The sequence below is a fragment of the Kitasatospora sp. NPDC056273 genome (assembly GCF_042268845.1).
Lineage (GTDB): Bacteria > Actinomycetota > Actinomycetes > Streptomycetales > Streptomycetaceae > Kitasatospora.
In genome coordinates this window covers 23,652-48,805 of the sequence record NZ_JBHJSJ010000047.1, presented here as the reverse complement: position 1 = coordinate 48,805, position 25,154 = coordinate 23,652, and the positions used below count along the sequence as shown (strand labels likewise).

22 protein-coding genes are annotated in these 25,154 nt (G+C 72.1%); 4 read left to right on the top strand and 18 right to left on the bottom strand.

From position 1 onward, the window contains the following. Positions 1-119 precede the first annotated feature (119 nt). Together ACFCY1_RS31470 and ACFCY1_RS31465 are read left to right on the top strand one after the other, a co-directional pair. Positions 120-2,348: a regulator gene (locus ACFCY1_RS31470; RefSeq protein WP_375876758.1), complete on the top strand. Its 2,229-nt coding sequence runs from the start codon at positions 120-122 to the stop codon at positions 2,346-2,348. A 48-nt stretch (positions 2,349-2,396) separates the two neighbouring features. Beyond that, the gene (locus ACFCY1_RS31465) at positions 2,397-2,723 is read left to right on the top strand and encodes a tetratricopeptide repeat protein (protein ID WP_049651814.1); all 327 of its coding nucleotides are present in this window, start codon (positions 2,397-2,399) and stop codon (positions 2,721-2,723) included. A 103-nt stretch (positions 2,724-2,826) separates the two neighbouring features. On the opposite strand, the gene rpsD is transcribed toward ACFCY1_RS31465, so the two are convergent. The 7 genes from rpsD to ACFCY1_RS31430 all read right to left on the bottom strand — a co-directional run bounded on the left by rpsD (position 2,827) and on the right by ACFCY1_RS31430 (position 10,575). After that, positions 2,827-3,441 (bottom strand): 30S ribosomal protein S4, encoded by a 615-nt coding sequence (gene rpsD, locus ACFCY1_RS31460; protein WP_030240707.1) that lies wholly within the window; start codon positions 3,439-3,441, stop codon positions 2,827-2,829. Positions 3,442-3,750: 309 nt separating this feature from the next. Beyond that, on the bottom strand, positions 3,751-5,193 hold the full coding sequence (locus ACFCY1_RS31455) for a replication-associated recombination protein A (RefSeq protein WP_234348384.1): 1,443 nt from the start codon (positions 5,191-5,193) through the stop codon (positions 3,751-3,753). A gap of 56 nt (positions 5,194-5,249) precedes the next feature. Then, positions 5,250-6,068, bottom strand: coding sequence for a polyphosphate kinase 2 (gene ppk2 / locus ACFCY1_RS31450; protein ID WP_049651815.1), 819 nt, complete (start codon positions 6,066-6,068; stop codon positions 5,250-5,252). A gap of 136 nt (positions 6,069-6,204) precedes the next feature. Then, complete coding sequence (locus ACFCY1_RS31445) at positions 6,205-6,705, bottom strand: GNAT family N-acetyltransferase (protein WP_375876757.1); 501 nt, start codon at positions 6,703-6,705, stop codon at positions 6,205-6,207. A 101-nt stretch (positions 6,706-6,806) separates the two neighbouring features. Further along, a complete protein-coding gene (gene aspS / locus ACFCY1_RS31440; protein ID WP_049651817.1) occupies positions 6,807-8,597 on the bottom strand; it encodes an aspartate--tRNA ligase in 1,791 nt (596 codons plus the stop codon). Continuing rightward, complete coding sequence (hisS, locus tag ACFCY1_RS31435; protein ID WP_049651818.1) at positions 8,594-9,856, bottom strand: histidine--tRNA ligase; 1,263 nt, start codon at positions 9,854-9,856, stop codon at positions 8,594-8,596. Before hisS ends, aspS begins: the two co-directional genes overlap by 4 nt. Positions 9,857-9,867: 11 nt before the next feature. Then, positions 9,868-10,575, bottom strand: coding sequence for an MBL fold metallo-hydrolase (locus tag ACFCY1_RS31430; RefSeq protein WP_049651819.1), 708 nt, complete (start codon positions 10,573-10,575; stop codon positions 9,868-9,870). Between the two features lie 249 nt (positions 10,576-10,824). Here ACFCY1_RS31430 and ACFCY1_RS31425 point away from each other — a divergent pair, with 249 nt between their 5' ends. Further along, on the top strand, positions 10,825-11,667 hold the full coding sequence (locus ACFCY1_RS31425; RefSeq protein ID WP_049651820.1) for a peptidylprolyl isomerase: 843 nt from the start codon (positions 10,825-10,827) through the stop codon (positions 11,665-11,667). A gap of 265 nt (positions 11,668-11,932) precedes the next feature. Then, positions 11,933-13,162: a DUF349 domain-containing protein gene (locus ACFCY1_RS31420; protein ID WP_049651821.1), complete on the top strand. Its 1,230-nt coding sequence runs from the start codon at positions 11,933-11,935 to the stop codon at positions 13,160-13,162. Between the two features lie 91 nt (positions 13,163-13,253). Here ACFCY1_RS31420 and ACFCY1_RS31415 read toward each other — a convergent pair whose 3' ends face one another. The 11 genes from ACFCY1_RS31415 to pdxS all read right to left on the bottom strand — a co-directional run bounded on the left by ACFCY1_RS31415 (position 13,254) and on the right by pdxS (position 25,058). Continuing rightward, on the bottom strand, positions 13,254-15,683 hold the full coding sequence (locus ACFCY1_RS31415) for a bifunctional (p)ppGpp synthetase/guanosine-3',5'-bis(diphosphate) 3'-pyrophosphohydrolase (RefSeq protein WP_181970527.1): 2,430 nt from the start codon (positions 15,681-15,683) through the stop codon (positions 13,254-13,256). 177 nt (positions 15,684-15,860) lie between these two features. Further along, positions 15,861-16,412: an adenine phosphoribosyltransferase gene (locus ACFCY1_RS31410; protein ID WP_049651822.1), complete on the bottom strand. Its 552-nt coding sequence runs from the start codon at positions 16,410-16,412 to the stop codon at positions 15,861-15,863. A gap of 28 nt (positions 16,413-16,440) precedes the next feature. Beyond that, positions 16,441-17,541: a protein translocase subunit SecF gene (gene secF / locus ACFCY1_RS31405; protein WP_049651823.1), complete on the bottom strand. Its 1,101-nt coding sequence runs from the start codon at positions 17,539-17,541 to the stop codon at positions 16,441-16,443. Positions 17,542-17,545: 4 nt separating this feature from the next. After that, positions 17,546-19,333, bottom strand: coding sequence for a protein translocase subunit SecD (secD, locus tag ACFCY1_RS31400; RefSeq protein WP_375876756.1), 1,788 nt, complete (start codon positions 19,331-19,333; stop codon positions 17,546-17,548). A 147-nt stretch (positions 19,334-19,480) separates the two neighbouring features. Continuing rightward, complete coding sequence (yajC, locus tag ACFCY1_RS31395; protein WP_053112055.1) at positions 19,481-19,888, bottom strand: preprotein translocase subunit YajC; 408 nt, start codon at positions 19,886-19,888, stop codon at positions 19,481-19,483. A 260-nt stretch (positions 19,889-20,148) separates the two neighbouring features. Beyond that, the gene (gene ruvB, locus ACFCY1_RS31390; RefSeq protein WP_375876755.1) at positions 20,149-21,219 is read right to left on the bottom strand and encodes a Holliday junction branch migration DNA helicase RuvB; all 1,071 of its coding nucleotides are present in this window, start codon (positions 21,217-21,219) and stop codon (positions 20,149-20,151) included. A gap of 53 nt (positions 21,220-21,272) precedes the next feature. After that, positions 21,273-21,884, bottom strand: a complete 612-nt coding sequence (ruvA, locus tag ACFCY1_RS31385) for a Holliday junction branch migration protein RuvA (RefSeq protein WP_074002376.1) — start codon at positions 21,882-21,884, stop codon at positions 21,273-21,275. Further along, positions 21,881-22,432, bottom strand: coding sequence for a crossover junction endodeoxyribonuclease RuvC (gene ruvC, locus ACFCY1_RS31380; RefSeq protein ID WP_049651444.1), 552 nt, complete (start codon positions 22,430-22,432; stop codon positions 21,881-21,883). Before ruvC ends, ruvA begins: the two co-directional genes overlap by 4 nt. Positions 22,433-22,584: 152 nt before the next feature. Beyond that, positions 22,585-23,343: a YebC/PmpR family DNA-binding transcriptional regulator gene (locus tag ACFCY1_RS31375; protein WP_049651428.1), complete on the bottom strand. Its 759-nt coding sequence runs from the start codon at positions 23,341-23,343 to the stop codon at positions 22,585-22,587. A gap of 89 nt (positions 23,344-23,432) precedes the next feature. Beyond that, positions 23,433-24,050 carry a pyridoxal 5'-phosphate synthase glutaminase subunit PdxT gene (pdxT, locus tag ACFCY1_RS31370; RefSeq protein WP_049651445.1) on the bottom strand — a complete coding sequence of 206 codons (618 nt, stop codon included), beginning with the start codon at positions 24,048-24,050 and terminating at the stop codon, positions 23,433-23,435. 96 nt (positions 24,051-24,146) lie between these two features. Further along, a complete protein-coding gene (gene pdxS, locus ACFCY1_RS31365) occupies positions 24,147-25,058 on the bottom strand; it encodes a pyridoxal 5'-phosphate synthase lyase subunit PdxS (RefSeq protein ID WP_049651429.1) in 912 nt (303 codons plus the stop codon). Positions 25,059-25,154: the final 96 nt, after the last annotated feature.

Genomic DNA, 25,154 nt, shown 5'->3' with positions numbered 1-25,154 from the left:
GCGATCGGCGCGCGTAACCTACCGGCCGGTCACCTCGTTCTGCCTGGCAGGCCGTCGCCCGTACGGCCCGACGCACGTCCGGACCGCGACGGTCCGGCCTGGAGCACGGGGAGCAGCCCTTGGCCGGGGACTGGAGAGCGGAGCCCGGGGAGCCCGAGGCGGGGCCGCCCGAGCCGGAGCCCGGCCGGCTGCCGGCCGAGCTGACCGGCTTCGTCGGGCGGCGGGGCGAGCTGGCCGAGCTGGCCGGCCTGCTGGCCACGGCCCGGCTGGTGACGGTCACCGGGCCCGGCGGCGTGGGCAAGAGCCGGCTGGCGCTGCGCGCGGCGGCCCGGGCGGCCGACGCGTTCCCGGACGGCACCTGGCTGGTGGACGTGGCCCCCGTGCAGGACCGGCTGCTGCTCGGCCACGCCGTCCTGGAGGCGCTGCGGCTCACCGACGGCGGCGCCCGTCCGCCGCTGGACGTCCTGACCGACCGGCTGGACGGCCGGCGCCTGCTGCTGGTGCTGGACGGTTGCGAGCACCTGGTGGAGGCCTGCGCCGAGCTGGCCGACGCGCTGCTGCGGGCGCTGCCCGAGCTGCGGCTGCTGACCACCAGCCGCACCGCGCTGCGGGCCTCGGGCGAGCACCTGCTGACCCTCGCGCCGCTGCCGGTCGGCCCGGCGCCCGCCGGCCCGGTGCGGTCGGGCGCGCTGCCGGACGCGGTGCGGCTGTTCGCCGACCGGGCCCGGGCGGTGCTGCCGTCCTTCGAGGTGACGGAGGACAACGCGGAGGCGGTCGCGCTGCTCTGCCGCCGGCTGGACGGCATCCCGCTGGCCATGGAGCTGGCCGCCGGCCGGCTCCGCGCGCTGTCGGTGGAGCAGGTCACCGCCCGGCTGGACGACCGCTTCCGGCTGCTCACCGGCGGCTCCCGGACGGCTCTGCCCCGGCACCGGGCGCTGCGCACGACGATCGGTTGGAGCCATGAGCTCTGCACCGTGCAGGAACGTTTACTCTGGGCCCGCCTGTCGGTCTTCGCCGGCGGTTTCGACCTGGAGGCCGCCGAGTACGTCTGCGCCGGCGAGGGCATCGAGGCCGAAGAGGTGCTCGACCTGCTCGACGAGCTGGTCGCCAAGTCCGTGGTGCTGCGCGAGGACAGCGCCTTCGGCGTGCGCTTCCGGCTGTTGGACACCCTGCGCGAGTACGGCGGCCAGTGGCTGCGGGCCGCAGGCGAGGAGCCGCGGCTGCTGCGCCGCCACCGGGACTGGTACCTGGGCGTCGCCACCTGGGGCGAGGTCGAGTGGTTCGGCCCCCGGCAGGCGGAGACCGCCGAGCGCACCCAGCTGGCCCACGGCAACCTCCGCGCGGCGCTGGAGTTCTGCCTCGCCGAGCCCGGCGAGGAGCAGATCGCCCTGCTGCTGGCCGGCACCCTCTGGTTCTACTGGATCGGCTGCGGCCACCTCGGCGAGGGCCGGCACTGGCTGGACCGGGCGCTCGCCCTGGACCGCGAGCCCACCGAGGCCCGGGCCAAGGCGCTCTGGGTGACCGGCTACACGGCCACCCTCCAGGGCGACCTCGGCTTCGCCCGCCCGGCGCTGGAGGAGTGCCGCCGCCAGGCCCTGAACACCGGCGACGACCGGGCCCTGGCCCATGCCGTCCACCGCCAGGGCTGCGTCGCCCTGGTCGGCGACGACCCCGACCGGGCCGCCGAGCTGTTCGAGGAGGCGCTCTGGCACTACCGGACCATCGGCGAGCTCAACAGCAACGTGGTGATGGCCATGCTGGAGCTGGGCCTGGCCTACCTGTTCCAGGGCGACCTGGACAGCGGCGAGCTCTGGTTCGGCCAGGCCCGCGAGCTGTGCGAGGAGCACGGCGAGCAGTGGGCCTACGGGTACGTGCTCTACGCGATGGCGTACTCGCACTGGCTGGACGGCGCGGTCCAGCCCGCCCGGATGCTGGCCCGGGAGTGCGTGCGGCTGAACCACCTCTTCCGCGACCTGCTCGGCATCGTGCTGGGCATCGACCTGCTGGCGCTGCTGGAGACCGAGCCGAGCCGCCCGGGCGAGCCGGGCGACCTGCGCGAGGCGCGGGTGCTCCAGGGGGCCGCGCACCGGATCTGGCGCGCGGTCGGCAACCCGTTCCTGGGCTCGCGGAACTTCTTCGGCCCGCACCAGGAGTGCGCGGAGCGGGCCCTGGCCGGGCTGAGCGCCCAAGAGTACGAGGAGTGCTACGAGGCCGGCACCCTGCTGGACCTGGACGCGGCGGTCGCCCGGGCGCTCGGCGGCGGGGGCACGGCGGAGGGCGCGGAGCCGGTGCCGGGCCCCCGCGCGGTGCCGCCCGCGCCGGCGCCCTCGGCGGTGCGGAATAGTTGAAACTTGCCGATTGCTTGAGGAGGCAAGGAACTGCTCGGAAGGAGCACCATGGCCGTCCACAACGCCGCCAACGAGTACCGCATGGCGAAGTTCTACTTCGATTCCAAGGCGTACACCGACGCGGCCCGCATGCTCGAAGGCGTCCTGGCCGAGGAGCCGACCAACCTCTCGGTCCGGATGCTGCTGGCCCGCAGCTACTTCCACTCGGCCCAGCTGCGGCGCGCCGAGGCCGAGCTGCTGCGGATCCTGGAGGCCGACCCGGCCGAGGACTACGCCCGGCTGATGCTCGGCCGCACCCTGGAGCGCCAGGGCCGCGCCGAGGAGGCCCGCCCGCACCTGCGGCTGGCCGCCGCGATGGCCGGCGAGAGCATCTGACGGCAGCGGGAGGAACCGCGGGAACAGCGGAAAAGGGGCGAGCCCCCGTCGCCTCGAAAGGCGGCGGGGGCTCGCTCGTGGTGTCGCGAAGAGCGGAACCGGGTCAGCGCGAGTAGTACTCGACGACCAGCTGCTCGTCACAGATCACCGGGACCTCCTTGCGCTGCGGCGCACGGTCCAGGCGGAAGGCCAGGGCCTTCAGGTTGACCTCGAGGTACTTCGGGGTCTGGCCCTCACCCGCGTAGCCACCCTCACGGGCGACCTGGAAGGGGACCTTCTCCTTGGAGCGCTCGCGGACGGTGACCACGAAGCCCGGCTTCATCTGGAACGACGGCTTGTTGACCTTGCCGCCGTTGACCTCGATGTGGCCGTGGACGACCATCTGGCGGGCCTGGTAGATGGTGCGGGCGATGCCCGAACGCAGGACCAGGGAGTCCAGACGGGTCTCCAGGTCGGCGACGAGCGCCTCACCGGTCTTGCCCTCGGCCTTCTTCGCGCGGTCGAACGCGCGCGCCATCTGCTTCTCGCTCAGGTCGTACTGGGCGCGCAGACGCTGCTTCTCGAGCAGACGGACCTTGTAGTCCGAGTTCTGCTTGCGGCCACGGCCGTGCTGGCCGGGCGGGTACGGGCGGGCCTCGAAGTACTTGACGGACTTCGGGGTCAGCGGCACGCCGAGCGCACGCGCGATCTTGACCTTGGGACGCTTCTGGTTCGCCATGAACCAAACCTTCCTTGCTTACGAATACGGCTTCACCAGGTGTTGACGGAGGTCGCATCTCGCGACCCGGAGACAACCCATCGCCGAGGCGATGCGGTCAGCCGCTCTCCGGAGCCGGGCACGGAAGTGCTGGTCACACGGACCGGCCCGGAATCCGGGCCCGTCCGCGACACCGAAACGGTGCGCGACGCTCCTGGTGCGGGCCCCTCGAGGGGGCCTACGGCCGGTGTCCCGCTGGTGCGGCCGGTCGGTGGGGTCTCCCCCGCCGCCGTCCCGGGACATGGCACTCCGATCGAGTATACCGGTGGATCACTCGCCCTTTTCCCCGGGCTGCTCCTCGGCCCCCGCCGCCGCCTTCCGCGGCTTCTGCTCGGGCTTCTGCTCGGCCTTCTTCTCCACCCTGCGCTCCCCGCGCAGCCGCCCGCGCGTCCACTCCACGACCTCCGCGTACCGGGCCTCGCCGCCGCGCCTGGTCGGCTGGTAGTACTCCCTGCCGTGCACCGCGTCCGGCGCGTACTGCTGGGCGGCGATGCCCTCCGGCAGGTCGTGCGGGTAGCGGTAGCCCTTGCCGTGGCCGAGCTTGCCCGCGCCGCCGTAGTGCGCGTCCCGCAGGTGGGACGGGACGGCGCCCGCCAGGCCCTGCCGGACGTCCGCCAGCGCCGCGTCGATCGCCAGGTAGGCGGCGTTGGACTTGGGCGCCAGGGCCAGCGCGATGGCCGCCTGGGAGAGGATGATCCGGGCCTCCGGGAAGCCGATCAGGGCCACCGCCTGGGCCGCCGCCACCGCCGTCTGCAGGGCCGTCGGGTCGGCCAGGCCGACGTCCTCGCTCGCCGAGATCATCAGCCGGCGGGCGATGAACCGCGGGTCCTCCCCCGCCTCGATCATCCGGGCCAGGTAGTGCAGGGTGGCGTCCACGTCGCTGCCGCGGATCGACTTGATCAGCGCGCTCGCCACGTCGTAGTGCTGGTCGCCGTCCTTGTCGTAGCGCACCGCCGCCTGGTTGACCGCCGTCTCGGTGGTGGCCAGCGTGATGCTCGGCTCGCCCTTCTCCAGCGCCGCCCCGGCCGCCGCCTCCAGCGTGGTGAGCGCCCGCCGGGCGTCCCCGCCGGCCAGGCGCACCAGGTGGTCCTCGGCCTCCGCGGTCAGCTCCAGCGCGCCCTCCAGCCCGCGCTCGTCGGCCACCGCGCGGCGCAGCAGCGCCCGGATGTCCTCGTCGGTCAGCGACTCCAGGGTGAGCAGCAGCGAGCGGGACAGCAGCGGGGAGATCACCGAGAAGTACGGGTTCTCGGTCGTCGCCGCGATCAGGGTGACCCAGCGGTTCTCCACGGCGGGCAGCAGCGAGTCCTGCTGGGCCTTGGAGAAGCGGTGGATCTCGTCCAGGAAGAGCACCGTCTCCCGGCCGGACATCCCGACCGCCCGCCGGGCGCCGTCGATCACCGCCCGGACCTCCTTGACCCCGGCGGTGATCGCGGACAGCTCCACGAAGCGGCCCTCGACCGCCTGGCTGATCACGTGCGCCAGGGTGGTCTTGCCGGTGCCGGGCGGGCCCCAGAGGATCACCGAGCTGGTCGCCGCCGGGCCGCGCGAGCTCCCGACCAGGCGGCGCAGCGGCGAGCCGGGCTTCAGCAGCTGCCGCTGCCCGGCCACCTCGTCCAGGGTGCGCGGACGCATCCGTACGGCCAGGGGCGCCCGGCCGGGCTCCCTGGTCTGGCGTTCCTCGGCGGCGGCGGTGAAGAGGTCCGGTTCGTCCACACCGGAAGCCTATGCGAGGGCTCGGACAGCCCGCCAAGAGCTGCGCGGGGCCCGTCCTACTCCAGCCCGGCGGCGTGGTCCGGGACGTACTTCTGGAGGTCCCGCGGGGGCCGCTCGTAGCCGCGCGAGGCGGGGCGGGGCGGCAGCTGCACCCGCGGCTCCCTGATCTCGTGGTACGGCACGGTGGACAGCAGGTGGGCGATCATGTTGATCCGGGCCCGGCGCTTGTCGTCGCTCTCCACCACGTGCCAGGGCGAGTCCGGGGTGTCGGTGTGGATGAACATCTCGTCCTTGGCCCGCGAGTAGTCCTCCCAGCGGGTGATCGACTCGACGTCCATCGGGGAGAGCTTCCAGCGCTTCATCGGGTCCTCCAGCCGGTCCCGGAAGCGCCGCTGCTGCTCGGTGTCGCTCACCGAGAACCAGTACTTGCGCAGCAGGACGCCCGACTCGGTGAGCATCCGCTCGAAGGTCGGGCACTGGTGCAGGAACTGCCAGTACTCCTCGTCGGTGCAGAAGCCCATCACCCGCTCGACGCCCGCGCGGTTGTACCAGCTGCGGTCGAACAGGACGATCTCCCCGGCGGCCGGCAGGTGCTCGACGTACCGCTGGAAGTACCACTGGGTCTTCTGCCGCTCGGTCGGTGTGGGCAGCGCCGCGACCCGGGCGATGCGGGGGTTGAGGTACTCCGTCACCCGCTTGATCGCCCCGCCCTTGCCCGCGGCGTCGCGCCCCTCGAAGACCACCACCAGCCGGGCGCCCTCGACGCGCACCCACTCCTGGAGCTTCACCAGCTCCTCCTGGAGGCGCAGCAGCTCCCGCTCGTACGGCTTCCTGGCCAGTCGCTCCGGCTTCCCGGTCCGTTGCTGCTCGGCCACCCTCGGTTCCTCCGTCCGGCTGAATGCTGATCAGCACTCACCGTAGGCGCCCACGGCCGGTTCCGCAGGTCGGCGGGGGGCGTGGCAACCGGGGCCGGTCTCGTGGACCGGCCCTGGGGAGAGGTGCCGGGAGAGGTCAGACGGCGACGAAGGGCTCGGGGTAGCGGCAGAGCCCGCGCGGGCTGCCGTCGTACGACGGCAGCGGCAGCACCTGGAAGTACGCCTCCGGCACCTCGAACGGGCCGGTGACCTCGTGCCGCCCGGCCGGCGCGAAGCCGAACCGCGCGTAGTACTCCGGGTCGCCGAGGACGACCACGAGCTTCTCGCCCGCGTCCTCGGCCGCCGCCAGCGCGGCCCGGACGACCAGCTCGCCGACGCCCCGGCGCTGCCACTCGGGCGCCACCGCGACCGGCCCGAGCGCCAGCGCCTTGCCGTCGCCGACGAGCAGCCGGGTGAGCAGCGCGTGGCCGATCACCAGCCCGGCCCCGTCGACCGCCACCACGGACAGCCCGGGCAGCCAGGCGGGATCGCGGCGCAGCGCGTCCACCAGGTCCGCCTCGTCCGGGCCGGGGAACGCGGCCATGTGGACGCGTCTGGTCGCCGGGGCGTCCTCCGGACATTCGATTCTTGTGGTCACCTGCAAGAGTCAACCCTCCCTGTGTCACACACCGTTGTGGACCGGCCCCGGACGGCGGGTGAGCCGTCCGGGGCCGTTGCAGGTTAGCGGATGACGCGGTGTCAGGACTGGGGCTGGGCCTCGCCCTTGGCGTCCTCACGGACCTTCGGCTTGGCGTCCACGCCGGCCTCGCGGCGCTGCGCCGGGGTGATCGGGGTCGGGGCGCCGGTCAGCGGGTCGCCGCCGGTGGACGTCTTCGGGAAGGCGATGACGTCCCGGATGGTGTCGTACCCGCCCAGCAGGGTGACGATGCGGTCCAGGCCGAAGGCGACACCGCCGTGCGGCGGCGGGCCGTAGTTGAAGGCGTCCAGCAGGAAGCCGAACTGCGAGGCCGCCTCCTCCTCGGAGAGGCCGATCGCGTCGAACGCCCGCTTCTGCACGTCGCGCTGGTGGATACGGATCGAACCGCCGCCCAGCTCCGAGCCGTTGAGGACCAGGTCGTAGGCGTTGGAGAGCGCCGAGCCCGGGTCGGTGTCGAAGGTGGCCAGCGACTCCGCGGTCGGGGCGGTGAACGGGTGGTGCACCGCGTGCCAGCCCTGGAACTGGCCCTTGTCGTCCTCGATCGGCTCGAACATCGGGAAGTCGACGACCCAGAGGAAGGCCCACTGGGACTCGTCGATCAGCTCGCAGCGGCGGCCGATCTCCAGGCGGGCGGCGCCGAGCAGCTCCTGGGAGGCGCGCTCCTTGCCGGCCGCGAAGAAGACCGCGTCGCCGTTCTTGGCGCCCGCGGCGGCGGCGAGGCCGGCCAGGTGCTCCGCGGAGAGGTTCTTGGCGACCGGGCCGCGCAGCTCGCCGGTCTCGGCGTCGATGAGCACGTAGGCCAGGCCCTTGGCGCCGCGCGCCTTGGCCCAGTCCTGCCAGGCGTCCAGCTGCTTGCGCGGCTGCGAGGCGCCGCCGGGCATGACCACGGCGCCGACGTACGGGGCCTGGAAGACGCGGAACTCGGTGCCCTTGAAGTACTCGGTCAGGTCGGTGAGTTCCTGGCCGAAGCGGACGTCCGGCTTGTCCGAGCCGTAGCGGCCCATGGCGTCCGCGTAGGTCATCCGGGGCAGCGGGTTCGGGATCTCGTACCCGTGCACCTCGCGCCAGATGGAGCCGACGATCTTCTCGCCGAGGGCCAGGACGTCCTCCTGGTCGACGAACGAGGCCTCGATGTCCAGCTGGGTGAACTCCGGCTGCCGGTCGGCGCGGAAGTCCTCGTCGCGGAAGCAGCGGGCGATCTGGTAGTAGCGCTCCATGCCGGCCACCATCAGCAGCTGCTTGAACAGCTGGGGCGACTGCGGCAGGGCGTACCAGTGGCCGGGCTGGAGGCGGACCGGGACGAGGAAGTCGCGGGCGCCCTCGGGGGTGGAGCGGGTGAGGTACGGCGTCTCGATGTCGAGGTAGTCGTTCTCCTCCATCACCCGGCGGATGATGTTGTTGACCTTGGAGCGCAGGCGCAGGCCCTTGGCCGGGCCCTCGCGGCGCAGGTCCAGGTAGCGGTAGCGCAGCCGGACCTCCTCGTTGACCGTGCCCGGCTCGTACTCGGCGACCGGGAAGGGCAGCGGGGCGGCCTCGGAGAGCACCTCGATCGCGCTGACGACGACCTCGACGGCGCCGGTCGGGATGTCGGGGTTCTCGTTGCCCTCGGGGCGGACCCGGACGTCGCCGACGACCTTGACGCAGTACTCGGCGCGCAGGCCGTGTACCGAGTCGAGGTCGCGGACCACGATCTGCACGGTGCCGGAGGCGTCGCGCAGGTCGATGAAGGCGACGCCGCCGTGGTCGCGGCGGCGGGCGACCCAGCCGGCCAGGGTGACGGTGGTGCCTGCGTGCTCCGGGCGGAGCGTGCCCGCGTCGTGCGTGCGGATCACAGCTGCTTCTCCTTCAGGGTGGTGACGAGTGCGTCGAGGGCGACGGGGGTCTGCTCGCCGGTGCTCATGTCCTTGAGCTGGACGACGCCCTCGGCGAGGTCCCGGTCCCCGGCGATCAGGGCGAAGCGGGCGCCGGACCGGTCGGCGGACTTCATGGCGTTCTTGATGCTCTTGACGCCGAAGGCGAGGTCGGTGGCCACGCCGGCCCGGCGCAGCTCGACCACCTTGGCGAACAGGGTGTTCTTGGCCTCCTCGCCGAGCGCGACGGCGTAGACGGAGGTGGCCGCCGGCAGGTCGAGGGCGACGCCCTCGGCCTCCAGTGCGAGGTAGGTGCGGTCCACGCCGAGCGCCCAGCCGACGGACGGCAGCGCCGGGCCGCCGATCATCTCGGACAGGCCGTCGTAGCGGCCGCCGCCGCCGATCGCGGACTGGGCGCCGAGGCCGTTGTGCACGAACTCGAAGGTGGTGCGGGTGTAGTAGTCCAGGCCGCGCACCAGCTTGGGGTCGTCCACGAAGGCCACGCCCGCCGCGGTGAGCAGCTCGCGGACCTTCTCGTCGTACGCCTTGCAGGCCTCGCACAGGTAGTCGCGCAGCATCGGGGCGCCGACCAGCTGGGCCTGCACCGACTCGCGCTTGTCGTCGAGGACGCGCAGCGGGTTGATCTCGGCGCGGCGGCGGGTCTCCTCGTCCAGGTCCAGGCCGGAGAGGAAGTCGATCAGCGCGGCACGGTAGACCGGGCGGCACTGCTTGTCGCCGAGGCTGTTGAGCAGCAGCGAGTAGTCGCTCAGGCCCAGCGAGCGGAAGGCGTCGTCGGCCAGGATGATCAGCTCGGCGTCCAGCGCCGGGTCCTCGGCCCCGATCGCCTCGGCGCCGACCTGGGAGAACTGGCGGTAGCGGCCCTTCTGGGCGCGCTCGTAGCGGTAGTACGAGCCCGAGTACCAGAGCTTGACCGGCAGGTTGCCCTGCTTGTGGAGGTTGGCCTGGAGCGCGGCGCGCAGCACCGAGGCGGTGCCCTCGGGGCGCAGCGCGAGCTCGTCGCCGCCCTTGGTGGTGAGGGTGTACATCTCCTTGGAGACGATGTCGGTGGACTCGCCGACGCCGCGGGAGAACAGCTTCACGTCCTCGAAGACCGGGGTCTCGACGTAGCCGTAACCGGCCCGGCGGGCGGGCGCGGCGATGCGCTCGCGGATCGCCAGGAAGGTCGCGGAGCTGGGGGGCAGCAGGTCGTAGGTGCCCTTGGGGGCGGTGAAGGTGCTCAACTTCTCTTCCGTCACATTCCTCGTCGCGGGAAAGCCGGGGCGCCTGCCGCCCCTGCTGCCTGTCGGAGGTAGGGGTTGGTGGCGCGCTCGCGGCCGATGGTGGTCTGACCGCCGTGGCCGGAGAGGACCACGGTGGAGTCGTCGAGGGGCAGGCACACCCGGGCCAGCGAGTTCATGATCGCCTCGCTGTCCCCGCCCGGGAGGTCGGTACGCCCGATGGAGCCGGCGAACAGCAGGTCGCCCGAGAACAGCACCGGGGGGAGGTCCTCGGCACCGGGCGTCCGGAAGGTCACCGACCCCCCGGTATGGCCCGGGGCGTGGTCCACGGTGAGCTTCAGGCCGGCCAGCTCCAGCACGCCGCCGTCGGTGAGCTCGCGCACGTCGTCGGGCTCGCCGACGGTGAGCTCGCCCATCAGCTGGGTGCCCAGGGAGCGGCCGAGCGCCTTCTCCGGGTCGGACATCATGTACCGGTCCTCGGGGTGGATCCAGGCCGGGACGCCGCGGGCGCCGCAGACCGGGACCACCGAGGCCACGTGGTCGATGTGGCCGTGGGTGAGCAGCACGGCGACGGGCTTCAGCCGGTGCTCGCGGACCATCTCCTCGACGCCGCGGGCCGCCTGGTGGCCGGGATCGACGATGACGCACTCCTCGCCGGCCGCCGGAGCGACCAGGTAGCAGTTGGTGCCCCAGGCTCCAGCGGGGAATCCGGCGATGAACACGCGCGTCCTTCGGGTGTGTGGCGGTCGGCTGCGGCGGCTGCCAGTGGTGATGCCACCAGTGGTGATTCAGGTGCAGCCTACCGGCGCCGCGGGTCCGGTTGCGAACCAGATACGGGCGGCGGGGCGCCGCGGCCCGGCAGGTTCACCGGGTTCTTACAGGCCCGGTCCCTACACTTGGCCGCCGAGGGATGCGATGATCCGCTCCGGAATCCATCCACTTTTCCCGCACATCCGTAGGAGACACGGCCGGTGGTCAGCAGCGAACAGCGGCGGCGGCAGCTCGCCCGAGAGAAGTACGAGCGCCAGTTGGAGCGCCGGGTCGAGGCCCAGGCCGCGCGCAGGCGGCGCAACACGATCCTGGGCGCCTCGCTCGCCGTCGTGGTCCTGGCCGGCGGTGGCACCCTGATCGCCACCGGCGCGTTCAGCTCGGACGACAAGGGCGACAAGAAGGCCTCGAACAGCGCCCAGGCCGCGCCGACCGGTACCGAGGAGCCGTCCGCCCCGACCCGCAAGCCGGTCGAGGGCTGCGCCGCCCCGGCGCCGGGCGCGCCCAACGGCAAGCAGTGGCAGGCCGAGCCGGCCATGACGATCGACGCGGGCGGCTCGTACGCCATGACGCTGGACAGCAACTGCGGCAAGGTGACGATCGCGCTGGACGCGGCGAAGGCCCCGCACACCGTGAACTCCTTCGCCTTCCTGGCCGGTGAGCAGTACTTCGACCACACCAAGTGCCACCGCCTCACCACCGACGGCATCTTCGTGCTGCAGTGCGGCGACCCGACCGCCAGCGCGACCGTCCCGGGCGGCTCCGGCGGCCCCGGCTACAAGTTCGCGGACGAGAACCTGACCGGCGCGACCTACCCAGCCGGCACCGTGGCGATGGCCAACTCCGGTCCGGGCACCAACGGCAGCCAGTTCTTCCTGGTCTACAAGGACACCAAGCTGCCCCCGAACTACACCCCCTTCGGCAAGGTCACCGGCGGCCTGGACGTGGTGCAGAAGATCGCCGCCGCGGGCACCCTGGAGGGCTCGTCGGACGGCCACCCGATGGCCGACGTCACCTTCAACTCCGTTACGGTGGCGAAGGGTTGACCGACTCCGGGGTCGTCGGCGGGTGGCCTGCGCGCCGCCCCCGCACGGCCCCGGACCGAAATCGCCCGGCCCGGATGCGGACAGCACCGGGCCTGGTCGCCTATGTTGGCGTTGTATAGGGTGCCCGGACCCGCCTAGCCGTCACCCTCGGCAGCAAGGCACGGCGGACGGGGACGGCGGACTCTTTCGGTCCGTCGCACATCAACTGTGGACGACGGACGCGCGCCGCCCCGGCGCGGGCGCGACGTCATGTGGAGGACGCGCTATGAGCAGCGACCCGTGGGGCCGTGTGGACGAGCAGGGCACGGTCTACGTCAGGACGGCCGACGGCGAACGAGTCGTCGGTTCCTGGCAGGCCGGCTCGCCCGAGGAGGCCCTCGCCTACTTCGAGCGCAAGTACCAGGGCATCGAGGTGGAGATCGGCCTGCTGGAGAAGCGGGTGCGGACCACCGACCTGGCCGCCAAGGACGCCCTGGCCGCGCTGGAGCACCTGCGCGCCCAGGTGGTCGAGGGGCACGCGGTCGGCGACCTGGAGGGTCTGGCCAAGCGGCTGGACACGCTCACCGGCGAGATCGAGAGCCGGCGCGAGGAGCGCAAGGCCGCCCGCGCCAAGGCCCAGGACGAGGCCCGTGCGGCCAAGGAGGCCCTGGTCACCGAGGCCGAGCAGCTCGCCGAGTCCACCCAGTGGCGGGAGGCCGGGGACCGGCTGCGCGCCCTGGTGGACACCTGGAAGGGCCTGCCGCGGCTGGACCGCAAGAGCGACGACGAGCTCTGGCACCGCTTCTCGCACGCCCGCTCGGTCTTCTCCAAGCACCGCAAGGCGCACTTCGCCACCCTGGACGCCGAGCGCGAGAAGGCCCGGCAGACCAAGGAGGCGCTGGTGTCCGAGGCCGAGGCGCTGTCCTCGTCCACGGACTGGGGCAGCACCGCGGCCGCCTACCGCGACCTGATGGCGCGCTGGAAGGCCGCCGGCCGGGCCCAGCGGGACATCGAGGACGAGCTGTGGGCGCGGTTCCGCGGCGCCCAGGACGTCTTCTTCCAGGCCCGCTCCGCGGTGTTCAGCGAGCGGGACGCCGAGCAGGTGGAGAACCAGAAGCTCAAGGAGGCGCTGGCCGCCGAGGCCGAGACGATCCTGCCGATCACCGACCTCAAGGCCGCCAAGGCCGCGCTGCGCGAGGTCAACGAGCGCTGGGAGGCGATCGGGCACGTGCCGCGCGAGGTCCGTCCGAAGCTGGACGGCCGGCTGAACGCGGTCGAGCGGGCGATCCGCGAGGCCGAGGAGGCCGAGTGGTCGCGCTCCAACCCGGAGGCCAAGGCCCGCGCGGCCGGCATGGTGGGCCTGTTCCAGGCGAAGGCCGACAAGATCCAGGCCGACCTGGACAAGGCCCGCGCGGCCGGCAACGCCTCCAGGATCGCCAAGCTGGAGTCCGAGCTGGACGGCGTGCGGACCCTGCTGGACCAGGCGCACAAGAGCCAGGAGGAGTTCAGCGGCTGATCGCCCCGGCACGCTGGACGGCGAAGGCCCCCGGGACCGTTCCCGGGGGCCTTCCGCGTTCCCCCGCCGTGCTGCCGGCGGGGGCCCGCCGCTACTTGCGGGCGGAGGTGACGCGGTAGACGTCGTACACGCCCTCGACGCCACGCACCGCCTTGAGCACGTGGCCCAGGTGCTTCGGGTCGCCCATCTCGAAGGTGAAGCGGCTCATCGCCACCCGGTCCCGGGAGGTCTGCACCGCCGCCGACAGGATGTTGACGTGCTGGTCGGAGAGCACCCGGGTGACGTCCGACAGCAGCCGCGAGCGGTCCAGCGCCTCGACCTGGATGGCCACCAGGAAGACCGAGGACTGGGTGGCCGCCCACTCGACGTCGATCATGCGCTCCGGCTGCTGGTTCAGCGCCTCCACGTTGACGCAGTCGGCGCGGTGCACCGAGACGCCGTTGCCGCGGGTCACGAAGCCGACGATCGGGTCGCCCGGCACCGGGGTGCAGCAGCGGGAGAGCTTGACCCAGACGTCCTCGACGCCCTTGACGATCACGCCCGGGTCGCCCTTGGCCCGGCGGCGCACCGCGCGCCGGTTGTCGTGGGTCGGGGTGGCGGTCTCCGCCAGGTCCTCGGTCGCGCCCTCCTCGCCGCCGAGCGCCTGGACCAGCTTCTGCACGATGTTCGGCGCGGCGACGTGGCCCTCGCCGATCGCGGCGTAGAGCGAGGAGATGTCGGGGTAGCGCATCTCGTGGGCCAGGGTGACCAGCGAGTCGCCGGTCAGGATCCGCTGGATCGGCAGGCCCTGCTTGCGCATCGCCCGGACGATCGCCTCCTTGCCGTGCTCGATCGCCTCCTCGCGGCGCTCCTTGGAGAACCAGGCGCGGATCTTGTTGCGGGCGCGCGGCGACTTGACGAAGCCCAGCCAGTCCCGGGACGGGCCGGCGTTCTCCGCCTTGGAGGTGAACACCTCGACGGTGTCGCCGTTCTCCAGGGTCGACTCCAGCGGCACCAGCCGCCCGTTGACCCGGGCGCCTATCGTCCGGTAGCCGACCTCGGTGTGCACCGCGAAGGCGAAGTCGACCGGGGTCGCCCCGGCCGGCAGGGCTATCACGTCGCCCTTGGGGGTGAAGACGAAGACCTCGTTGCTGGCCAGGTCGAAGCGGAGCGACTCCAGGAACTCGCCCGGGTCGGCGGTCTCCTTCTGCCAGTCCAGCAGCTGCCGCAGCCAGGCCATCTCGTTGACGGCGCCGGCCTTGTCGTCCTTGCGGACCTGGGTCGGGGTGTCGGTGCGGACCTTGGAGGCCCCGGCCACCGCGCGCTGCTTGTACTTCCAGTGCGCGGCGATGCCGTACTCGGCCCGCCGGTGCATGTCGAAGGTGCGGATCTGCAGCTCGACCGGCTTGCCCCCGGGGCCGATCACCGTGGTGTGCAGCGACTGGTACATGTTGAACTTGGGCATCGCGATGTAGTCCTTGAACCGCCCCGGCACCGGGTTCCACCGCGCGTGGATGGTGCCCAGCGCCGCGTAGCAGTCGCGGACGGTGTCGACCAGGACCCGGATGCCCACCAGGTCGTAGATCTCGGCGAAGTCCCGGCCCCGGACGATCATCTTCTGGTAGACCGAGTAGTAGTGCTTCGGCCGGCCGGTGACGGAGGCGGTGATCCGGGCGCCCCGCAGGTCCCCCTGGACCTGGTCGATGACGGTCGCCAGGTACTCGTCCCGCTTGGGGGCGCGCTCGGCGACCAGCCGGACGATCTCGTCGTACATCTTGGGGTAGAGGATCGCGAAGGCGAGGTCCTCCAGCTCCCACTTGATGGTGTTCATGCCCAGCCGGTGCGCCAGCGGGGCGTAGATCTCCAGCGTCTCGCGGGCCTTCTTCTCCTGCTTCTCCCGCTTGAGGTAGCGCATCGTGCGCATGTTGTGCAGGCGGTCGGCCAGCTTGATCACCAGGACCCGCGGGTCCTTGGCCATCGCCACGACCATCTTGCGGACGGTCTCGGCCTGCGCGGCCTCGCCGAACTTGACCCGGTCCAGCTTGGTGACGCCGTCCACCAGCAGGGCCACCGAGTCGCCGAAGTCCTTGCGCAGGGTCTCCAGGCCGTAGTCGGTGTCCTCGACGGTGTCGTGCAGCAGCCCGGCCATCAGCGTCGGGGCGTCCATGCCGAGCTCGGCCAGGATCGTCGCGACGGCCAGCGGGTGGGTGATGTACGGGTCGCCGCTCTTGCGCTTCTGCCCGCGGTGCCACTTCTCGGCCACCGCGTACGCCTTCTCGATGTCGCGCAGCAGAGCCGGGTCGGCCTTGGGGTCGTTGGCCCGGATCGAGCGGAACAGCGGTTCCAGGACGGGGTTGAGCACGCTGGAGCGCTGGCCGCCCAGGCGGGCCAGCCGGGCCCGCATGCCACCGGTGGAACCGCGGCCGGAGGGGCCGAGCGAACGCGAGGAGGTCGGCGCCGGGCGTGCCGGGGTGGCCCCCGAGGGCGTGGGACGGTTTTCGGGGGTGGCCGCTTCGGCCGTGGGCACAACCTCGTCGGGCAAGGACTACTCCTCGGGGCACCGGGGCCGACCCCTGCCGAGGCCCGAACGGTCCGGGACAACCGGGAGGGGATGAATCTTCATGGTACCGAGCCGGGCGCCGGGGTGTTCATCCGGCCGGGCCAGGAAACGGAAGGACGGCGGTCGGATGTCCCGACCGCCGTCCTCCCGACGAGTCCCTCAGACCGTGACCAGCGTCTCCAGCGGAGCGCCGCCCAGGTGCCCGGCCAGCCGCTCGCGGCCGTCCAGGAAGCCCAGCTCCATCAGCACCACGACGCCCGCCAGCTCGGCCCCGGCCTCCTTCACCAGGTCCAGCGAGGCGCCGATGGTGCCACCGGTGGCCAGCACGTCGTCCACCACCAGCACCCGCTCACCGGGCGTGAAGGCGTCGCACTGCACCTCCAGCGTCGCCGAGCCGTACTCCAGCTCGTACGAGCGCCGGAACACCTCGCCGGGCAGCTTGCCCTGCTTGCGGATCGGCACGAAGCCGAGCCCGGCCGCGAAGGCCGCCGGGGCCGCCAGCACGAAGCCGCGCGCCTCCAGGCCCACGACCTTGGTCGCACCGAGCTCCGCGGCCCGGTCCGCCAGCGCCCGGGTGAGGGCGCCGAAGGCCTCGGCGTCGGCGAGCAGCGGCGCGATGTCCTTGAACAGCACACCCGGCTTCGGGTAGTCCGGGACGTCCCGGATCCGGCTGTTCAGCAGCTCGGCCAGTGCGGTGTCGGCGGTGGTCACGGTGGGTTCCTCGGGTTCGTGGTCGGGTTCAGCGCTTGGTGGACGGACGGCCCTTGGCACGGGTGCCGGCCGAGCGGCCACGCTGTCCGACCATACCCGCAGGCTGCTCCTCGTCGTCCGGCTCCCCGTCCGCCGTGACGGCGTCCCCGGCCTCCGCCTTGGCGGCGGCCGAGGCCCGGTGCTGGAGGACCCGCTTGCGCAGCGCCTTCATCTCCGGCTGCTCCTCCTTGAGCTGCGCCAGCAGCGGGGTGGCGACGCAGATCGAGGAGTAGGCACCGGCCGCGAGACCGATGAACAGCGCGAGCGAGATGTCGTTCAGGGTGCCGGCGCCCAGGAAGCCGCCGCCGATGAACAGCAGCGCGGCGACCGGAAGCAGCGCCACCACGGTGGTGTTGAGCGAGCGCACCAGGGTCTGGTTGAGGCCCGCGTTGGCGGCCTCGCTGTAGGTGAGCTTGTTCTGCTTGGTGATCCCCTTGGTGTTCTCCTTCACGGTGTCGAAGACGACGACCGTGTCGTAGAGGGAGTAACCGAGGATCGTCAGGAAGCCGATCACCGTACCCGGGGTGACCTCGAAGCCCACCAGGGCGTACACGCCGATGGTGATCAGGAGGTCGTGGATGAGGGCGACCAGCGCGGCCAGCGCCATCCGCCACTCGAAGGCGATCGCCAGGTAGACCGTCACCAGGACCATGAAGACGACCAGGCCGGTGAGCGCCTTCTGGGAGATCTGCTTGCCCCAGCTGGGGCCGATCACCTGGGCCTCGACGGTGTCCAGCGGCACGCCGAGCTTCTGGGAGAGCTCGGAGCGGATCTCGTCGGAGCTCTTCGGCTCCTCGGTGCTGACCTGGATGCGGATCTTGCCGTTGTCGGTCGACTGCACCAACGGGTGCGAGGAGACGACCCCGTCGGCGGTTTCCTGCGCCTGGGAGACCGTCAGGCCGGGCTTGGCCACGGTGTAGACCGAGCCGCCCTTGAACTCGATGCCCAGGTGCAGGCCCATGGCCAGGCCGATCGCCGCGACCAGCACGATCACGCCGGAGATGGAGTACCAGAGCTTGCGGCGACCGACGAAGTCGAAGCTGACCTCGCCCTGGTAGAGCCGGTGGCCCAGGTTGGAGAAGCGTGACACGGTGTCAGGCCTCCTTCACGGCGGCAGAGGAGGGGTTACGGCGACGGCTGCTGCGAAGCGGCGGGCGGGCGCCCAGTCGCTTCGGGTCCAGGCCGGACCACGGGTGGCCGTTCAGGAAGAACTTGCGGCGGGCCAGCAGCGTGATCAGCGGCTTGGTGAAGAGGAAGATCACCACGACGTCGAGCGCGGTGGTCAGACCCAGGGTGAAGGCGAAGCCCTGGACCTTGCCGACCGAGACCACGTAGAGGACGGCGGCACAGAGGAAGGACACGAAGTCCGAGACCAGGATGGTGCGCCGGGCGCGCGGCCAGGCCCGCTGGACCGCCGGGCGCAGCGGGGCGCCCTCGCGGACCTCGTCGCGGATGCGCTCGAAGTACACGATGAAGGAGTCGGCGGTGATGCCGATCGCGACGATCGCACCGCAGACCGCCGGCAGGTTCAGCGCGAAGCCGATCGCGTTGCCGAGCAGGCTCATGATCGAGTAGGTCAGGGCCGCCGAGACGAGCAGACCGGCGATCGAGACCAGGCCGAGGCCGCGGTAGTAGACCAGCGAGTAGGCGACCACCAGCAGCATGCCGATCGCGCCGGCCACCAGGCCGGCCTTGAGCTGGTCGCTGCCGAGCGCCGGGGAGACGGTGGTGATGTCGCTCTTGACGAACTCCAGCGGCAGGGCGCCGTAGCCGAGCACGTTGGACAGGTCCTGCGCCTCGGCCTGGGTGAAGCGGCCGGTGATCACGGCGCTGCCGCCGGGGATCGCGTTCTTGACCTCGGGGTGCGAGACGACCTGGTTGTCCAGGACGATCGCGAACTGGTTGTTCGGCGGGGCCTGGGTGGCGAGCTGGCCGGTGACCTTGGTGAAGTCGTCGGTGCCGTTGCCGTTGAACTGCAGCTGGACCTGCCAGCCGGCACCCGTCTGGGTGTCGAGGGTCGGCTGCGCCTTGGAGACGTCCGAGCCCTTCACGGCGACGGGGCCGAGGGCGAGCTTCTCGTAGTAGCCGTTCTCGGGCTTCTGCGAGCAGGCGACGACGGCCTTGTCGTCGGGGCCGGTCTGGGCGGTGCGGACCTCGGGCTTGGAACAGTCGAGGGCGGCGAACGCGGCGCTCAGCTCCGGCGGCACGGTGCCCTGGGTCATCGCGGCGCTGAGGTCGGCGGCGCTCGGCGGGGTGGCCGCGGCGCTCGGGGCGCCGGTGGCGGGGGCGGTGGGCGCGGTGCTCGCGCCGGTGGCCGCGGCGGTCGGGCTGGCGCCCTCGGCGGCCAGCGCCTCGCTCTCGGGGCGGCCCTGCTTGGTGGCGCTCGCGCCCGGCGACGGGGAGCCGGCCGTGGCGGCGGGCGGGGTCGCGCCCGGGGTGCCGGTGGCGGCGGCGGACGGGGTGCCCGTGGGAGCCGGGGCGGTGACGCCGCTGGGCGCCACGGCCAGGACCGGACGGAAGAACAGCTTGGCGGTGGTACCCACCTGGTCCGCCGCGTTCTGCTGGTTCCCGCCCTTGGGGATGTTCACGATGATCGTGTTGTCGCCCTGGGTCTGGACCTCCGCCTCGGAGACACCCATACCGTTGACGCGGCGCTCGATGATCCCGGTGGCGATGTCCATGTTGGACTTGGTGATCGCCTTGGGGTCGGTCGACTTCGCGGTCAGCGTGATGCTGGTGCCACCGGCGAGATCGATCCCGAGCCGGGGCTTGGTGGTGCCCGTCCCGAACATGAGGGCGACCAGTCCGACGGTGACGACCAGGATGAGGGCCAGCGCCCGCCCTGGGTAGCCGTCGCGCGGGCGCGACTTGGGTGTTGCCACCTTGCTCGTTTCTCCCTGTCCATGCCACTTCCCCGACCGGACCCCCGTCCGGCTCGTGGCGGGACAGGGGTCCGGCGGTTCTGCGGCCCTGAGGTCCTGTGGGCTCGCGGCACTGTGCCGCGCGGCCGGGCGGGTTGCCCGTCCGTACTACTTGCTCGCGGGAGCCCCGCCCTCGACGTCGCCCTTCTCGGCGCTGTCCTTGGAGAGCGACAGCGGCTTGTCCTCGACCGGCTCGGCGTCGGCCTCCTCGGCCTCCGGCTCGGGCAGCTCGTCATCGGCGGGGCGGCCGTTGATGATCGCGTCGTACTCCTGGGGGTCCAGGACGGCCGCGATGGCGCTCTTGGTGAAGTGGGTGACCACGCCGGGCGCGATCTCCAGCTCGACGGTCTCGTCGTTGACCGCCTTCACCTGGGCGTACAGACCGCCGATGGTGCGCACACCGGCCCCCGGCTCCAGCGCCGTCTGCATCTGCTGCATCTGCGACTGGCGCTTCTTCTGCGACCGGAACATGAGCACGATCGCGATGATCGGGAGGAGAAGGATGATGAGGTTCACTGCAGCCAGGGTCCTTTACGGGCCGCCGGCCGGCGGCCTGTGTGGTATTGGTCGGCCCGTCAGGTGAGAGGGGCGGTCCGGCGGAGTCTAGGCGACCCCGAATCGATCGGACAACGCCAAGCATCGCATCATGCCGCCGAAAGTGGCGACCCTCCGCCTGCACAGTTTCCCCGGACGCCACTCCCGGCTCTCCCGTGCGCCACCACGGGAGCACCGGCCGGGAACCGACCGGCCCGACTCACCCGTTCAGCCGATGGCGGTCAACTTTCGTCGGCGGGGAACAGCTCCGGCTGCGCCGGAACACGCCCGCGGGTGGTCTGGACCGGCGGGGTCAGGCCGAGGTGCTGCCAGGCGGCCGCGGTGGCGATCCGGCCGCGCGGGGTGCGGGCGAGCAGGCCCTCGCGGACCAGGAAGGGCTCGGCGACCTCCTCGACCGTCTCCGACTCCTCACCCACGGCGACCGCTAGTGTCGACAAACCGACCGGACCGCCGCCGAACAGCCGCAGCAGCGCGTCCAGCACCGCGCGGTCCAGCCGGTCCAGCCCGCGGGCGTCCACCTCGTAGACCTCCAGCGCCTGGGCGGCGATCCCGGCGTCGACCACGCCGTCGTGCCGGACCTGGGCGTAGTCGCGGACCCGGCGCAGCAGCCGGTTGGCGATGCGCGGGGTGCCGCGCGAGCGCCCGGCGATCTCGGCCGCGCCGGCCGGGTCTATCTCCACGTCCAGCAGCGCGGCCGAGCGGTGCACCACCCGCTGGAGCTCGGCCGGGGCGTAGAACTCCATGTGCCCGGTGAAGCCGAAGCGGTCGCGCAGCGGGGGCGGCAGCAGGCCGGCCCGGGTGGTGGCGCCGACCAGGGTGAAGGGCGGCAGCTCCAGCGGGATGGCGGTGGCGCCCGGGCCCTTGCCGACGATCACGTCGACCCGGAAGTCCTCCATCGCCATGTAGAGCATCTCCTCGGCCGGCCGGGACATCCGGTGGATCTCGTCGAGGAAGAGCACCTCGCCCTCGGTGAGCGAGGAGAGGATCGCCGCGAGGTCCCCCGCGTGCTGGATGGCCGGGCCGGAGGTGATCCGGATCGGGGCGCCCAGCTCGGCGGCGATGATCATGGACAGGGTGGTCTTGCCGAGCCCGGGCGGGCCGCTCAGCAGCACGTGGTCAGGCGCGCTGCCGCGCTGGCGGGCAGCCTGGAGCACCAGCGACAGCTGCTCGCGCACCCGCTCCTGGCCGATGAACTCGTCCAGCAGCTTGGGGCGCAGCGCCGCCTCCACCGCCTGGTCCTCACCGTCGGCGGCGGCCGTGACCAGCCGGTCGGTGGGTTCCGGGTCGTACATCGTCGCGGGCTCCAGAGTCTCCGGTGTCGACAAAAGGACAGATCGTCAGTTGGTCAGCGGGCGCGGTTGAGGCCGCGCAGGGCGAGCCTGAGCAGGGCGCCGACGTCCGTCACCGCCTGCGCCTCGGCCTCCGGGGTGACGGCCGCGACCGCCTCGTCCGCCTCGCGCGGGGCGTAGCCGAGGCCGGTCAGCGCGGAGTGCAGCTGCTCGCTCCACGGCGCCGGGCCGCTCGCGACCGGCTTCTGCGCGGGCACCGCCCCGTGCGGGGCGCCGAGCTTGTCCTTGTACTCCAGCAGCAGCTTGGCCGCCTTGGCCTTGCCGATGCCCGGCACCGCGACCAGCGCCTTCTCGTCGCCGCCCGCGATCGCGGCGCGCAGCGCGTCGGGGCTGTGCACGCCCAGGATCGCCTGCGCCAGCTTGGGGCCGACGCCGGGCGCGGCCTGGAGGATCTCGAACACGGCGCGCTCGTCGTCGTCCGCGAAGCCGAACAGGGTCAGCGAGTCCTCCCGGACCACCAGCGAGGTGGCCAGCCGGGCCGGCTCGCCCAGCCGCAGCCCGGCCAGGGTGTTCGGGGTGCACTGCACGGCCATGCCGACCCCGCCGACCTCGACCACCGCGATCCCGGAGGAGACGGCCGCCACGGGCCCTTGCACGAAGGCGATCATCGGACGGTGCCTTTCGGAGGAGTGGAGCGGGAGGTGGCGCGGGCGGCCCGGACGGCGGCCTCCAGCCGGTTGGTCGCCCCGCCGCGCCAGATGTGGCAGATGGCCAGCGCCAGCGCGTCGGCGGCGTCGGCGGGCTTGGGCGGCGCGTCCAGCCGCAGCAGGCGCTGCACCATGGCGGTGACCTGCGCCTTGTCGGCCCGGCCGGAGCCGGTGACGGCGGCCTTGACCTCGCTGGGGGTGTGCAGGGTGACGGGGATGCCGCGCCGGGTGGCGCAGAGCATCGCGACGGCGCTGGCCTGGGCGGTGCCCATCACGGTGCGGACGTTGTGCTGGGCGAAGACCCGCTCGACGGCGACCAGGTCGGGCCGGTGCTCGTCCAGCCAGGCCTCGATGCCCTGCTCGACCTGGAGCAGCCGCTCCCCGATCTCCGCCTCGGCGGGGGTGCGCACCACACCGACCCCGGCCATCCGCAGCGGCCGGCCCGGCGCGCCCTCGACCACGCCGACCCCGCACCTGGTCAGCCCCGGGTCCACGCCCAGTACCCGCACCACTCGCCCGTCTCCCTGCCACTCGCCACGAAGGACCTCCGCAGGCTACCGCCCGGGTCCGACAACCCCGCCGACGACACCGGCCCGGTGGTCCAGGGACCACCGGGCCGGGCAGTGGGACCGGTCACCCACCGACGATCACTGGGCGGTGATCACTCGGCGTCGAGCTGCGCGCCGACCTCGTCGGAGATGTCGAAGTTGGCGAAGACGTTCTGCACGTCGTCGCTGTCCTCGAGCGCGTCGATCAGCTTCAGGATCTTGCGGGCGCCGTCGACGTCCAGCTCGACCTGCATGCTGGGGAGGAAGTTGGCCTCGGCCGAGTCGTAGTCGACGCCGGCGTCGACCAGCGCGGTGCGCACGGCGACCATCTTCGAGGCCTCGGAGACGATCTCGAACGAGTCGCCGAGGTCGTTGATCTCCTCCGGCTCCTGGTCCAGGACGACCTCGAACAGCTTGTCCTCGTCCACGCCGTCGGCCTTGGGGACGATGACGACACCCTTGCGGGTGAACAGGTACGAGACCGAGCCCGGGTCGGCCATCGAGCCGCCGTTGCGGGTCATCGCGACGCGCACGTCGGAGGCGGCGCGGTTGCGGTTGTCGGTGAGGCACTCGATCAGGACCGCGACACCGTTCGGGCCGTAGCCCTCGTACATGATGGTCTGGTAGTCGGCGCCGCCGGCCTCCAGGCCGCCACCGCGCTTGACGGCGCGGTTGATGTTGTCGATCGGGACCGAGCTCTTCTTCGCCTTCTGGATGGCGTCGTAGAGGGTCGGGTTGCCCGCCGGGTCGGGTCCGCCGGTGCGCGCCGCCACCTCGATGTTCTTGATCATCTTGGCGAAGAGCTTGCCGCGCTTGGCGTCGATCACGGCCTTCTTGTGCTTGGTGGTAGCCCACTTAGAGTGGCCGGACATCGCCAGCTCCTTTACGTCGCCAAAGGGAAATGAACAGATGAGATCTTACCGGTGTCGCCGGCGGTGGGGCGCACACGGTGGGCGGCGGTCTACCGACCGGCGAGGTGCTCCTCGACCATCCGCACGAAGTACGCGTGGACCCGGTGGTCGCCGGTCAGCTCGGGGTGGAAGGAGGTGGCCAGCAGGTTGCCCTGGCGCACGGCGACGATCCGGCTCTCCGGGCCGTCCGCGGCGGGCAGCTCGGCCAGCACCTTGACGCCCGCGCCGACCCCCTCGACCCAGGGGGCGCGGATGAAGACGCCGTGCACCGGCGCGTCGTCCAGGCCCGCGAACTCGATCCCGGACTCGAAGGACTCGTTCTGGCGGCCGAAGGCGTTGCGGCGCACCGTCATGTCGATGCCGCCGACGGTCTGCTGGTCGTCGCGGCCGTCCAGGATCTTGTCCGCCAGCATGATCATGCCCGCGCAGGTGCCGTAGACCGGCATCCCGTCGGCGACCCGCTCGCGCAGCGGCTCCATCACGCCGAACAGCAGCGCCAGCTTGGACATGGTGGTGGACTCCCCGCCGGGGATCACCAGCGCGTCGACCTCGGCCAGCTCCTCGGCGCGGCGCACCGGACGGGCGAGCGCGTCGGCCTCGGCCAGCGCCACCAGGTGCTCGCGGACGTCGCCCTGGAGGGCGAGGACGCCGATGACAGGAGTGCTCACGGTCTTCAACCTCTATCGATCGTTACGACGGACTACGTGGCGCGGCCCGCCGCGCGCCGCGGCGCGGCGGCGGGCCGGCTCGGAAACTGCGGGTGGTTACCAGCCGCGGTTGGCGTAGCGCTCGGTCTCCGGCAGGGTGTCGCAGTTGATGCCGACCATGGCCTCGCCCAGGTTGCGGGAGGCGTCCGCGATGACCTTCGGGTCGTCGAAGAAGGTGGTGGCCTTCACGATCGCGGCGGCACGCTTGGCCGGGTCGCCCGACTTGAAGATGCCGGAGCCGACGAAGACGCCCTCGGCACCCAGCTGGCGCATCAGCGCGGCGTCGGCCGGGGTGGCCACGCCACCGGCGGAGAACAGCACGACCGGCAGCTTGCCGAGCTCGGCGACCTCCTTGACCAGCTCGTACGGGGCGCGCAGCTCCTTGGCGGCGGCGAACAGCTCGTTGTTGTCCAGCGCGCGCAGCTTGCCGATCTCGTTCTTGATCTGGCGCAGGTGGCGGACGGCCTCGACGACGTTGCCGGTGCCGGCCTCGCCCTTCGAGCGGATCATGGCCGCGCCCTCGGCGATGCGGCGCAGGGCCTCGCCCAGGTTGGTGGCGCCGCAGACGAAGGGGGTGGTGAAGGCCCACTTGTCCGAGTGGTTGACCTCGTCGGCCGGGGTCAGCACCTCGGACTCGTCGATGTAGTCGACGCCCAGCGACTGGAGCACCTGGGCCTCGACGAAGTGGCCGATGCGGGACTTGGCCATCACCGGGATGGAGACCGCCTCGATGATCTCCTCGATCATGTTGGGGTCGGACATGCGGGCCACGCCGCCGTCCTTGCGGATGTCGGCCGGGACCCGCTCCAGGGCCATGACGGCCACGGCGCCGGCGTCCTCGGCGATCTTGGCCTGCTCGGCGTTGACCACGTCCATGATCACACCGCCCTTGAGCTGCTCGGCCATGCCGCGCTTGACCCGGGCGGTGCCGATCTGCGGCTGGTCTGCGGTGGTGGGGGTCGTGGACACGTGAGACCTCACTCGAAGATGAATCAGTGCTATCGCCCTATGGTAGGCAGACCGGATGGCCCACTCATGCGCCACCAAGTCCAGCCAGGACGACGG